This is a genomic window from Zoogloea sp., assembly GCF_028693495.1.
Classification (GTDB): domain Bacteria; phylum Pseudomonadota; class Gammaproteobacteria; order Burkholderiales; family Rhodocyclaceae; genus Zoogloea.
This window is the reverse complement of the sequence record NZ_JAQUVG010000106.1, coordinates 1-11,377: the sequence shown is the minus strand read 5'-3', so window position 1 is coordinate 11,377 and position 11,377 is coordinate 1. Positions and strand designations below refer to the sequence as shown.

Genomic DNA, 11,377 nt, shown 5'->3' with positions numbered 1-11,377 from the left:
ACGCCAAGGTGAGCGGCGGCGTCTCCAACGTGAGCTTCAGCTTCCGCGGCAACGACCCGGTGCGCGAGGCGATCCACACCGTCTTCCTCTACCACGCCATCAAGGCCGGCATGAGCATGGGCATCGTCAATGCCGGCATGCTCGGCGTCTACGATGACCTCGCGCCCGAGCTGCGCGACAAGGTGGAGGACGTCGTCCTCAATCGCCACCCGGGCGCCGGCGAGGCGCTGGTCGAGTTTGCCCAGACCGTGAAGGAGGGCAAGGCCAAGGATTCCGGCCCCGACCTCAGCTGGCGCGAGCAGCCCGTCGAGGCGCGCCTCAGCCACGCGCTGGTCAAGGGCATCACCGACTTCGTGGTGGCCGACACCGAGGAAGTCCGCGCCAAGCTCGCCGCCGAAGGCAAGCCGCCGCTGGCGGTGATCGAAGGCCCGCTGATGGCCGGCATGAACGTGGTCGGCGACCTGTTTGGTGCCGGCAAGATGTTCCTGCCCCAGGTGGTCAAGTCGGCCCGCGTGATGAAGCAGGCGGTGGCCCACCTGATCCCCTTCATCGAAGAGGAGAAGGCCCGCACCGGTGCCACCAGCAAGGGCAAGATCGTCATCGCCACCGTCAAGGGTGACGTGCACGACATTGGCAAGAACATCGTCGGCGTGGTGCTCGGTTGCAACGGCTACGAGATCGTCGACCTGGGCGTGATGGTGCCCTGCGACAAGATCCTCAACGCCGCCCGTGAGCACGGTGCCCAGGCGATCGGCCTGTCGGGCCTGATCACCCCGTCCCTCGAAGAAATGAGCCACGTGGCGTCCGAGATGCAGCGCCAGGGCTTCGACGTGCCCCTGCTGATTGGCGGTGCCACCACCAGTCGTGCCCACACCGCCATCAAGATCGCCCCCCACTACGACAAGCCGGTGATCTACGTGCCGGATGCCTCCCGGGCCGTCGGTGTGGTCACCAAGCTGCTCTCCGAAGGCCAGAGCGAGTCTTTTGCTGCGGAAGTGGCCGCTGACTACGACAAGCTGCGCGCCCAGCACGCCTCCAAGAAGGGCGTCACCCTCGTCAAGCTGGCCGAGGCCCGCGCCAACGCCTTCCAGTGGAACCTCGACCCGGCCTACACCCCAGCCAAGCCGGCCCAGCTGGGCGTGCAGTCCTTCGACATCGACCTGGCCGAGCTCGTCGATTACATCGACTGGGGCCCGTTCTTCCAGACCTGGGACCTGGCCGGCAGCTACCCGAAGATCCTCGACGACGACATCGTCGGCGAGACCGCCCGCGAGCTCAAGTCCGACGCCGAGGTGATGCTCGCCCGCATGGTCGCCGAGCAGGACACCCGGCCGTGGGTGCGCGCCAGGGCGGTGTTCGGCCTCTTCCCGGCCAACGCCGTGGGCGACGACATCGAGATCTATGCGGATGAAACCCGCAGCGAGGTGCTGATGCGCTGGCACGGCCTGCGCCAGCAGCACGAGCGCCCGGCCGGCAAGCCCCACTACTGCCTGGCCGACTTCGTGGCCGGCAAGGCCAGCGGCGTGGCCGATTACATCGGCGCCTTTGCCGTCACCGCCGGCCTCGACATCGAGGAGCGCCTCGCCGCCTATGAGCGCACCCACGACGACTACCACGCAATCATGCTGAAGGCCCTCGCCGACCGCTTTGCCGAGGCCGCCGCCGAGTGGCTGCACGCCCGCGTGCGCAAGGAGTTCTGGGCCTACGCCCCGGCCGAGACGCTGGCCTGCGACGAGCTGATCAAGGAAGCCTACCGCGGCATCCGCCCGGCCCCGGGCTACCCGGCCTGCCCCGACCACACCGTGAAGGGCGACCTGTTCAAGCTCCTCGACGCCCCGGCCCGCACCGGCATGGCTCTTACCGAGAGCTTTGCTATGACCCCGGCGGCGTCGGTGAGCGGCTTCTACTTCGCCCACCCGGACGCCCACTACTTTGCCGTCAGCAAGATCGGCCAGGATCAGCTCGAGGACTGGGCCAGGCGTACCGGCATGACGGTGGACGAAGCTCGCAAGTGGCTGGCGCCCCTGCTGTGAGGGCCCTCAGGGCGATCCCGCCTTTCCTTGCGAGGCGGGAGGCCCTGGGAGGCGCCTTGCTGTGATCGCCTGGCCGGTGCCCGAAGACGAGATCACGTTCATACCCATCCGCGCCCAAGGCGCGGGTGGGCAGAACGTGAACAAGGTGTCCTCGGCGGTACATTTGCGGTTTGACATCAAGGCTTCGTCCATGCCGGAAGCCATCCGCGAGCGCCTGCTCCAGCTGGGCGACCAGCGCATCAGCAAGGACGGGGTGATCGTCATCAAGGCCCAGGGTTTCCGCAGCCTCGAAAAAAACCGCCAGGAGGCCGTGTTGCGATTGCAGGAGCTCGTTGATCGGGCGGCCCATGTTCCCAAAGCCCGGCGTCCGACCCGCCCCACCCGGGGCTCCGTGACCCGCCGCCTGGAGGGCAAGGCCCGTCACGGTGCCATCAAGGCTGGCCGTAAGCGGGTGGACTAGCTCCAGGTGGGGGATAATCCGGAGTCGGATTGTTGTACCGCACGTTCATGCTGCGCCGCCCGTGCCTCTCGTTTCTCAGCTCTTGCCCCTGTGCCTGACCATTCCGGCCCGAGGTGGCCCCCTGGCCTGTCGCGTTCCCAAGAGTGGACCGCGCAGCCTTCTTCCTTTTGCCCCGTTCAGGGCTGATTCCATGCAAAACAGAAGTTTCATCGCCGGCAAGATTGCCCCCCCCGAACGCTTCCTCTCCCGCATGCGGGGCAGGCTGGACGCCCTCCATGGAGTGGGCGCGCCGTCCCCGCTTGATCCCGCGGCTGACATCGGCTCCATCCACCACCCGCAGCAGGCGAGCGCATGAAGGTACCTGCCCGTATTCAACCCCTGGTCGTCGATGGTCTGGTGGACAGCGTGCTGCGCCAGCTGATGAGCGGTAAGGAGGCCATGGTCTATGTTGTCCAGTGCGGCGATGAGATCCGCTGCGCCAAGGTCTACAAGGAAGCCAACAAACGTGGCTTTCACACCGCAGTGGATTACACCGAAGGCCGCAAGGTGAAGAACAGCCGTCAGGCCCGGGCCATGGCCAAGCGTTCCCGCTATGGCCGTGAGGAGCAGGAGGCCGCCTGGCAGCATGCGGAGGTGGATGCCCTGCGTCGCCTGGCTGCGGCCGGAGTGCGGGTGCCCACACCCTATCAGTTCCATGAGGGGGTGCTGTTGATGGAGCTGGTGGCTGACGAGGAAGGGGAGCCCGCACCCCGTCTGAACGATCTTGCGCTGGAGGAGGCGCAGGCGCTGCACTTCCACGCCGAGCTGATCCGCCAGGTGGTGCGGATGCTGTGCGCCGGCATCGTGCACGGGGATTTGTCCGAGTACAACGTGCTGGTGGACGCCAACGGTCCGGTGATCATCGATCTGCCCCAGGCGGTCGATGCCGCCGCCAACAACAACGCCCGGCGGATGCTTGAGCGCGACGTGGACAACCTGACGGCTTATTTCGGCCAGTTTGCCCCGAGCCTGCTGGACACCCGTTACGGCCCGGAGATCTGGAGCTTGTATGAAAACGGGGCCCTGCATCCGGACAGTGCCCTCACCGGGTGTTTCGAGGCATCCGAGGCGGCGGTGAACCTGGACGAGGTCATCCAGGTGATCGATGCAGCCCAGGCCGAGGAGGAGGCTCGCCAGCTGGGCCGCCTGCGCGCAGCCAACGAGGGCCGGCCACCCCCGGACGAGACCTGAGCCGGAGCGGTTTCCTGCGGCCCTGCCCGAAGGTGCTTGAGAACGCTGGAGCAGGGCCTTGCATCCGCACTCTCGTTCAAGCGGCCGATCAACAATACCCGGAATGGGCTCAAGTTTTTCCCGGCGTGTGCGTTAGTCACTGGCTATAGATAAAAGCACAAGAAGAGGTGGGGACTCAGAGATGAAAATCTTGCTTGTTGATGACTCTCGGGCGGTCGGCGCCGTGCTGGGGGCCCGTCTGGTGGCGATTGGCCATACCGTGGTGTTCGCCGAGAATGGTCTGCAAGCCGTCGAACACTTCACCGCCATGCCTCCGGATCTGGTGCTGATGGACATCGAGATGCCCGTCATGGACGGTTTCGAGGCCGTCCGGCGGATCCGCGATCTGGAACGGCAGGGCGAGTGGGCGTGGACCCCGGTGATTTTCCTGACGGCTTCCGATACCCCCGAGAACCTGATCACGGCCATCGAAGCCGGGGCCGACGACTTTCTGGCTAAGGCATTGCCGGAGGGGGTGCTGGAGGCCAAGATGAAAGCCATGGAGCGGATGGCCCACCTGCGCGCCGAACTGGCCGAGGCGAACCACAAGCTGGAGGTCCAGGCCCGCATGGACGGCCTGACCGGGTTGTACAACCGGCGTTACATGGACGCCCGCCTGGACCGGTTGTGGGCCGAGGCGGTCCAGCGCCAGGCATCGTTCGGGTTGCTGATGATTGATGTGGATCACTTCAAGAAGTACAACGACCACTATGGTCATCTGGCAGGGGACGAGTGCCTGCAGACGGTGGCCCGGTTGCTGGCGGATGTGGTGGCCAAGGCCAATGAGGTAGGGCTGACCAGCCAGGCCTTTGTGGCCCGTTACGGGGGCGAGGAGTTTGCCGTGCTGCTGCCGAACTGTTCGGAAAGAGTCCAGCACAAGGTGGCCGAGGCGATTGTCACTGCCACGCGGGGGTTGGGCATTCCCCACGAAAAAAGCGCTGACTGGGGGGTCGTTACCCTGTCGGTTGGAGGCGCCCGGGTCGAGCGGGCGGATGGCCTGCTCTCCCCCCTGTTCCGCCGCGCCGATCTGAGTCTGTACCGGGCCAAACAGAATGGACGCAACCGTTTCGAGATGGCGGGGCCAGAGGCTCCGCAGTAGATAGAAAGTCCGTTGGCGGACCTGTCTGGCGGCCGTGCAGCCAGCGTGGCGCGTCCTGCAAAGACCGGCCTCCGGCAGGCGGGGGATCAGCCGACCATGAAGGCCGGGATATCAATACGAACGACCGGGCGGTCCAGGGCGACCACGACGGCCCGGGCAAACTCCCGCGCCCATTCGCCGCCTCGGGCGAAGCGCTGTTCGCCGGCATACTTGGCCACGTTCAGGATCACATCCAGGATCAGCACCTTGCCTACCGGGTTGCTGGGGGTGCATTCGAGCGCGTCGAACTCATCCTGCAGCCATTCCCGGGCGGTTTCCTGGCTGAGGCCGGCCAGATCTGCGGCATGAACGTGGAACTCGTACTCCCGGTCGGCACGAAAGACGACGGTGAGGTGGTACATGGGCTGGTCTCCTCTTGATGTTTTTTACCCGGATTCCCGCATTTTTCGGTGGCAGCCCTCGGGAATCAAGTAACCGATTGTTATCATCGCCAGCTTCTTGCCACCGATCGTTCCCATGACTGCCTCTCCCTGGCGCGCCCTCGCCAACCGCCGCATGCTGATCTGCGTGCTGACGGGCTTTTCCTCGGGCTTGCCCCTGTACCTGCTGCTCAACCTGCTGCCGGCCTGGCTGAAGACCGAGGGCTTGTCCCTCAAGGCCATCGGCGCCTTTGCGTTGATCCAGTTTCCCTACACCTGGAAGTTCCTCTGGTCCCCGTTCCTGGATCGCTACGCCCTGCCCTGGCTGGGGCGCCGGCGGGGCTGGATGGGACTGACTCAGGTGCTGCTGCTGGCAGCGATTGCCTGGCTGGGGACCCTCTCGCCGTCCGCCGAGCTGGGGATGGTGATCATGCTGACCACCCTCATTGCCTTCCTGTCGGCCACCCAGGACATCGTACTGGATGCCTACCGGCGGGAGCTGCTGCCCGAGGTGGAGCTGGGCATCGGCAACGCAATTCACGTGAATGCCTACAAGCTGGCCGGCCTGGTGCCCGGCAGCCTGTCCCTGATTCTGGCGGATCACCTGCCCTGGCAGCAGGTTTTTTTCATCACCGCGCTGTTCATGGCGCCGGGGCTGGCCATGACCCTGCTGGTGAAGGAGCCGGTTACGGTGGCGGGTGCGCCGCGGACCCTCCGGGATGCGGTGGTGGAGCCCTTCCGGGAGTTCTTCGGCCGCCACGGGGTACGCTCGGCCCTGCTGGTGCTGGCCTTCATCTTCCTCTACAAGCTGGGAGACTCCCTGTGCACGGCACTGGCCACGCCCTTTTACCTGGACATGGGTTTCACCAAGACGGAGATCGGCCTCATCGCCAAGAATGCCGGGCTGTGGCCGAGTGTGATCGGCGGCCTGCTGGGGGGGTTGTGGATGGTGAAGCTGGGGATCAACCGGGCCCTGTGGGTGTTCGGCGTGGTCCAGTGGGTGTCGATCTATGGTTTTGTCTGGCTGGCCTGGCTGGGGCCTGCCGAGTCTGACTCCATGCGCCTGGCGGTGCTGGGAGGCGTGATCGGCCTGGAGGCCCTTGGCGTCGGTCTGGGGACCACGGCCTTCGTGGCCTACATGGCCCGCACGACCCATCCTGCTTACACGGCGACCCAGCTGGCTTTGTTCACCAGCCTGATGGCGGTGCCCCGGACCTTCATCAATGCTTCGGCGGGCTGGCTCGTCGAGGGGCTGGGCTGGTTCGATTTTTTCATGCTGTGCGGCGTTCTCGCCGTGCCCGGCATGCTTCTGTTGTTCAAGGTGGCCCCGTGGCGCGAACGCCCCGAGGGTTCCGCCTGATCTTTCCGCAAGGTTTGTCCATGACGCCTCTTGAATCCGCTGCCCGCCAGCTCTCCGAACGGCTCCAGCCCATGCGCTTCTCCGCGCCGGTGACCCACGTCTACAACCCTCTCGACTATGCCTGGGCACCCAATGCCCTCTATCTGCAGCGTTTCGGCCAGGGGCGCAAGCGGGTGGTTTTCGTGGGCATGAATCCGGGGCCCTTCGGGATGGTGCAGACCGGGGTGCCTTTCGGCGAAATTGCGGCTGTGCGCGACTGGATGGGAATTCAGGGGGAAGTGCTCAAGCCTCCTGTCGAGAACCCCCGGCGGCCCGTCGAGGGGTTCGACTGCCCCCGCTCAGAGGTGAGCGGACGGCGCTTGTGGGGGCTTTTCGCCGAGCGCTTTGGCCGCGCAGAGCTCTTTTTCGCCGAACACTTTGTGGCCAATTATTGTCCGCTGGCTTTTTTTGACGGTGGCCGCAACGTCACCCCGGACAAGTTGCCGGCGGCGGAGCAGGGGCCGGTGCTGGCGGCCTGCGATGCCCATCTGCGGCAACTGGTGGGGGTATTGCAGCCCGAGTGGGTGATCGGCGTGGGCGCCTGGGCTGAGCAGCGGGCCCGGGCCGCCCTGGCAGACTTGCCCTTGCAGTTTGGCAGGGTTCTCCACCCCAGTCCGGCCAGCCCGGCGGCCAACCGGGGCTGGAGTGAAGCCGCCACCCGGCAGCTGGAGGCGCTGGGCGTCTGGTAGCGGTTTGCGGGGTCGGTCAGCGCCGCCGGCTGCCACCGCCCAGGATGGAGCCCAGCACGCCCCGGACGATTTCCCTGCCGATGGTGGAGCCCACGGTGCGGGCGACGCTGCGGGCTGCGGTTTCGGCCAGTCCTGCCGTACGTCCGCCCCGCGGGCCCGTGGTGCCGAAGAGAATGTTGCCGAGGCCACCCAGCAGTCCGCCCATGCCGCCGCTCTCCGCCTCCTGAGGCTGACCCGCGGGCGCAGGGCCGTTTCCGGCTTGGCCGGAAGGCGGAGTGCCTTGAAGTTTCTCGTAGGCAGACTCCCGGTCGATCATCTGCTCGTAGTGGCCGTAGATCACCGAGTTCTCGATCGCCGCCTTGCGTTCGGCCGGTGTCAAGGGGCCGAGTCGTGACTGGGGGGCGACGATGAAGCCCCGTTCCACCATGTGGGGACGCCCCTTTTCATCGAGAAAGGACACCAAAGCCTCGCCCACCCCCAGTTCGGTGATGGCCGTAGCCGCATCGAAGGTGGGGTTGCTGCGCATGGTTTCGGCAGCGCTCCTGACCGCTTTCTGGTCCCGGGGGGTGAAGGCCCGCAGGGCGTGCTGGACCCGGTTGCCCAGCTGGCCAAGCACGGTTTCCGGCACATCGAGGGGGTTCTGGGTGACGAAGTACACACCCACACCCTTGGAGCGGATCAGGCGGACCACCTGCTCGATCTTCTCCAGCAGGGCCTTTGGGGCATCGTTGAAGATCAGGTGCGCTTCGTCGAAGAAGAACACCATCTTGGGTTTGTCCACGTCGCCCACTTCCGGGAGCTGCTCGAAGAGCTCGGCCAGCAGCCACAGCAGGAAGGTGGAGTAGAGCTTGGGGGTGTTGTAGAGCTTGTCGGCGGCCAGGATGTTGATCACTCCGCGGCCATCCGCGTCGGTCTGCATCAGGTCATTGATGTCGAGCATCGGTTCACCGAAGAACTTGTCGCCCCCCTGGGTCTCGATGGCCAGCAGGCCTCGCTGGATGGCGCCGATGGAGGCGGCGGAGATGTTCCCGTAGCGGGTGGTGAATTCCTTGGCATTCTCGCCCACATATTGCAGGGTCGCCCGCAGGTCCTTCAGGTCGATGATCAGCAGGCCCTGGTCGTCGGCGATCTTGAAGGCCAGCTGGAGCACGCCGGCCTGGGTCTCGTTCAGGTTCATGAGCCGGGCAAGCAGCAGGGGGCCCATATCGGAAACGGTGGCACGTACCGGATGGCCGGCTTCGCCGAAGACGTCCCAGAAGACCGTGGTGTTGGCCCGTGGCGTGAACTCGCTGATGCCCAGGGCCGCCAGCCGCTCCATCAGCCTGGGGGAGGCGACGCCTGCCGCGCCGATGCCCGAGAGGTCGCCCTTGACGTCGGCCATGAATACCGGAACGCCGATGCTGGCGAAGGATTCGGCCATCTTCTGCAGGGTGACCGTCTTGCCGGTGCCGGTGGCCCCGGTGATGAGGCCATGGCGATTGGCCAACTGGGGCAGCAGATGGATCTCCTTGTCCTTGGTCTTGGCGATGAGCATGGGCTCGGTCATGGTGGGTTCTCCTGGGTGGGGTGTTTCGACGCTGGCATTATCGGGCAAGGTGTTCCGGCCGGATATGGTCTGCGTCCACGCACTCCGTAAATTGACGCGGATCAGGGGGGGATGGATGCGCGCAAAACGGGCTGCGAGGTAAAATCACGCCTTTACCTCGCGAAGCAAGGACACAGAATCATGGCAGGTCATTCCAAGTGGGCCAATATTCAGCACCGCAAGGGGCGGCAGGATGAGAAGCGCGGACGGGTGTTCTCCCGGCTGGCCAAGGAAATCACGGTGGCGGCGCGCATGGGTGGCGGGGACGTCAGCTTCAATCCGCGTCTGCGCATGGCGGTGGACAAGGCCAAGGCCGTCAATATGCCGGCCGACAACATCGACCGCGCCATCAAGAAGGGCACCGGCGAACTGGAAGGCGTGACCTACGAGGAGATCCGCTACGAGGGTTACGGCATCGGCGGTGCCGCGGTGATCGTGGATTGCCTGACTGACAACAGGACCCGCACGGTTGCCGATGTGCGTCACGCCTTCAACAAATACGGTGGCAACATGGGCACTGACGGCTGTGTGGCGTTCCAGTTCAAGCACTGCGGCATGATCCTGTTTGCGCCCGGCACGTCGGAAGATGCCCTGATGGAAGCGGCGCTCGAAGCCGGCGCTGACGACGTGGTGACCAACGACGATGGCTCCATTGAAGTGATGACCGATCCCTACCAGTTCGGTGAAGTGAAGGAAGCGCTCGAGAAGGCCGGCTTCAGTGCCGAGTTCGGCGAAGTGACCATGAAGCCGCTCAACGACACTGAGCTCGCGGGTGACGACGCGCTGCGCATGCAGAAGCTGCTCGACGCGATCGAATCCCTCGACGATGTGCAGGCGGTCTATTCGTCTGCTGCGATGGATGAGGAGTAAGGCCGGTGTCTTCCGGTGACGGGATGCACTGAAAGCAGAAAGGCCACCGCGAGGTGGCCTTTCTGCTTTGTGTGGTACGCCCGGCAGGGCCGGGCGACGAGGCAGATTACTTGCGGCGACGAACGGCAGCCAGACCCAGCATCCCGAGGCCGACCAGCGCCATGGAGGCGGGTTCGGGAACTGTGACGGTGGGGCGCACGGTGTAGTCGTAGGTGATGGTGATTTCGGCCAGAGCCTGGGTGTTGATCTGGCTGATCAGGTTGCCGGCGCCGCTGGCGTTGGAGGTGCCATTGGCGGCAACGGCGATGTCGAAGGTGCCGGTGCCGATGAAGGCAGCCAGATCGCTCAGGAGGGTCAGGGTGGCGCTGTCGGTGCCGACCACGGGGCCAATGATGGCGCCGGAGGTGCCGCCGAAGTCGACGGAGCCGTCAAAGGCGGACACTGTCTGGCTGGAGGCGCCGGAGATGTTCAGGGTGTTGGAGATCGGGCCGCCGAAGACCAGGTTGGCGTTGGCGTTGGCGCTGACGGTGGCAGGAGCAGCGTCGAGGCTTTCAATGCTGAAGATGGAGGAGACCTGACCGCCATAGTTGATGACGACGGAGTTCAGGGTGCCCAGGGAGCCATCGAACTGGCTCAGGGTCAGGTTTTGAGTCCAGTTGGTGACGGCCAGACCATAGGAATCACTGAACGAGATCACCTCGGCTTGTGCGCCACCAGTAGCGGCAATCAGGGCAAGGGCGAGAAGTTGTTTTTGCATTGGTAAAACTCCATTTGTAAATATGTCAAAAACGTTGGCAGTGAGAATTTAATTCTACTGCTTCTGTTTTTATAAGCAATTTTCGTTCCTTATTTTATTTTGTTTTTGAAACAATAATTTATACTTGTTTTAAAGTGTATTGATTTGCATATGTAAAAATTTCCGACGCATAATAATTAATTCATTTTTATTTTTATGGGTTTTTAAAAAATTCCCTTTGCACTTGTTTTTATGTTTTTTACATTTATTGTTTTTGTTTGAATAATTGTTTTTTTGTATAAAATTGGCAGATAAAAGATGAAATTTTCATTTTCGGTTTTTTGGGGCCAGGGAAATGACTGAACGCGTGATGGATGAGGGCGTGGCTGGCGCGCTGGCCGGCAGTGAGCGCCGCAGGCGGCAGCGCTTTGTGGCAAAGCGCTGGGGCAGCGTTTGCTTCTGGGTTCAGGTCGATGGCGCACGCCTGCCGGTCAATGACCTTTCCCTGGAGGGTTTCAGCGCGCCCTGCCCGACCCCTTTTTCTGGCGTGGGGCAGAGGTTTAAGTTCGTGTTGCAACTGGAGGGCATCCCTGATGAGGTGTGCGGAGAGGCTGTGACGATGAACTTTGTTTTCGGCACCGAAGGGGGGGTGCAGGGGTGTCGCTTCGTCACCCTCGAAGGTGACGGGGCGATGTAACCGCTCACTGAGCGGCGTTCTTCCCCCGCCCTGGCTCACGCGGAAGAATCCTCCTTCTGTTCAATCAGGAGGAACGCGAAGTGAGCAGCGCGACGACAAGCAACAACAAGCGGCAGCGGCG

At 63.9% G+C, this 11,377-nt stretch carries 12 protein-coding genes; 9 read left to right on the top strand and 3 right to left on the bottom strand.

Annotated features, from left to right (window positions below; genetic code table 11):
• The 5 genes from PHD22_RS14500 to PHD22_RS14480 all read left to right on the top strand — a co-directional run.
• Positions 1 to 2,033, top strand: a 2,033-nt coding sequence (locus PHD22_RS14500) for a vitamin B12 dependent-methionine synthase activation domain-containing protein (protein ID WP_299868352.1), incomplete at its 5' end; no start/stop codon positions are given.
• A gap of 61 nt (positions 2,034 to 2,094) precedes the next feature.
• Positions 2,095 to 2,493 (top strand): alternative ribosome rescue aminoacyl-tRNA hydrolase ArfB, encoded by a 399-nt coding sequence (gene arfB / locus PHD22_RS14495; protein ID WP_366520744.1) that lies wholly within the window; start codon positions 2,095 to 2,097, stop codon positions 2,491 to 2,493.
• Between the two features lie 190 nt (positions 2,494 to 2,683).
• Entirely contained in the window at positions 2,684 to 2,848 is a 165-nt protein-coding gene (locus tag PHD22_RS14490) for a hypothetical protein (RefSeq protein ID WP_299868349.1), read from the top strand.
• The gene (locus PHD22_RS14485; RefSeq protein ID WP_299868346.1) at positions 2,845 to 3,723 is read left to right on the top strand and encodes a PA4780 family RIO1-like protein kinase; all 879 of its coding nucleotides are present in this window, start codon (positions 2,845 to 2,847) and stop codon (positions 3,721 to 3,723) included. Before PHD22_RS14490 ends, PHD22_RS14485 begins: the two co-directional genes overlap by 4 nt.
• Before the next feature lie 181 nt (positions 3,724 to 3,904).
• Positions 3,905 to 4,861: a diguanylate cyclase gene (locus PHD22_RS14480; RefSeq protein ID WP_299868343.1), complete on the top strand. Its 957-nt coding sequence runs from the start codon at positions 3,905 to 3,907 to the stop codon at positions 4,859 to 4,861.
• An 86-nt stretch (positions 4,862 to 4,947) separates the two neighbouring features.
• Here PHD22_RS14480 and PHD22_RS14475 read toward each other — a convergent pair whose 3' ends face one another.
• The gene (locus PHD22_RS14475) at positions 4,948 to 5,262 is read right to left on the bottom strand and encodes a hypothetical protein (protein ID WP_299868340.1); all 315 of its coding nucleotides are present in this window, start codon (positions 5,260 to 5,262) and stop codon (positions 4,948 to 4,950) included.
• 115 nt (positions 5,263 to 5,377) lie between these two features.
• Here PHD22_RS14475 and PHD22_RS14470 point away from each other — a divergent pair, with 115 nt between their 5' ends.
• Complete coding sequence (locus PHD22_RS14470) at positions 5,378 to 6,640, top strand: AmpG family muropeptide MFS transporter (RefSeq protein ID WP_299868337.1); 1,263 nt, start codon at positions 5,378 to 5,380, stop codon at positions 6,638 to 6,640.
• Positions 6,641 to 6,660: 20 nt separating this feature from the next.
• Complete coding sequence (locus tag PHD22_RS14465; RefSeq protein WP_299868333.1) at positions 6,661 to 7,368, top strand: uracil-DNA glycosylase family protein; 708 nt, start codon at positions 6,661 to 6,663, stop codon at positions 7,366 to 7,368.
• 16 nt (positions 7,369 to 7,384) lie between these two features.
• On the opposite strand, the gene PHD22_RS14460 is transcribed toward PHD22_RS14465, so the two are convergent.
• Positions 7,385 to 8,914, bottom strand: a complete 1,530-nt coding sequence (locus tag PHD22_RS14460; RefSeq protein ID WP_299868331.1) for a helicase HerA-like C-terminal domain-containing protein — start codon at positions 8,912 to 8,914, stop codon at positions 7,385 to 7,387.
• A 180-nt stretch (positions 8,915 to 9,094) separates the two neighbouring features.
• On the opposite strand from PHD22_RS14460, the gene PHD22_RS14455 reads away from it, so the two are divergent.
• A complete protein-coding gene (locus PHD22_RS14455) occupies positions 9,095 to 9,823 on the top strand; it encodes a YebC/PmpR family DNA-binding transcriptional regulator (protein WP_299868329.1) in 729 nt (242 codons plus the stop codon).
• Between the two features lie 106 nt (positions 9,824 to 9,929).
• On the opposite strand, the gene PHD22_RS14450 is transcribed toward PHD22_RS14455, so the two are convergent.
• Complete coding sequence (locus tag PHD22_RS14450) at positions 9,930 to 10,580, bottom strand: PEP-CTERM sorting domain-containing protein (protein ID WP_299868327.1); 651 nt, start codon at positions 10,578 to 10,580, stop codon at positions 9,930 to 9,932.
• A 334-nt stretch (positions 10,581 to 10,914) separates the two neighbouring features.
• On the opposite strand from PHD22_RS14450, the gene PHD22_RS14445 reads away from it, so the two are divergent.
• The gene (locus PHD22_RS14445; RefSeq protein WP_299868324.1) at positions 10,915 to 11,256 is read left to right on the top strand and encodes a hypothetical protein; all 342 of its coding nucleotides are present in this window, start codon (positions 10,915 to 10,917) and stop codon (positions 11,254 to 11,256) included.
• Positions 11,257 to 11,377 lie beyond the last annotated feature (121 nt).

Coding starts and splice junctions, on each gene's coding strand:
- PHD22_RS14465 (WP_299868333.1), top strand. CDS start 6,661: ATGACGCCTCTTGAATCCGCTGCCCGCCAGCTCTCCGAACGGCTCCAG.
- PHD22_RS14475 (WP_299868340.1), bottom strand. CDS start 5,262: ATGTACCACCTCACCGTCGTCTTTCGTGCCGACCGGGAGTACGAGTTC.
- PHD22_RS14485 (WP_299868346.1), top strand. CDS start 2,845: ATGAAGGTACCTGCCCGTATTCAACCCCTGGTCGTCGATGGTCTGGTG.
- PHD22_RS14480 (WP_299868343.1), top strand. CDS start 3,905: ATGAAAATCTTGCTTGTTGATGACTCTCGGGCGGTCGGCGCCGTGCTG.
- PHD22_RS14455 (WP_299868329.1), top strand. CDS start 9,095: ATGGCAGGTCATTCCAAGTGGGCCAATATTCAGCACCGCAAGGGGCGG.
- PHD22_RS14445 (WP_299868324.1), top strand. CDS start 10,915: ATGACTGAACGCGTGATGGATGAGGGCGTGGCTGGCGCGCTGGCCGGC.
- PHD22_RS14460 (WP_299868331.1), bottom strand. CDS start 8,914: ATGACCGAGCCCATGCTCATCGCCAAGACCAAGGACAAGGAGATCCAT.
- PHD22_RS14490 (WP_299868349.1), top strand. CDS start 2,684: ATGCAAAACAGAAGTTTCATCGCCGGCAAGATTGCCCCCCCCGAACGC.
- PHD22_RS14470 (WP_299868337.1), top strand. CDS start 5,378: ATGACTGCCTCTCCCTGGCGCGCCCTCGCCAACCGCCGCATGCTGATC.
- PHD22_RS14450 (WP_299868327.1), bottom strand. CDS start 10,580: ATGCAAAAACAACTTCTCGCCCTTGCCCTGATTGCCGCTACTGGTGGC.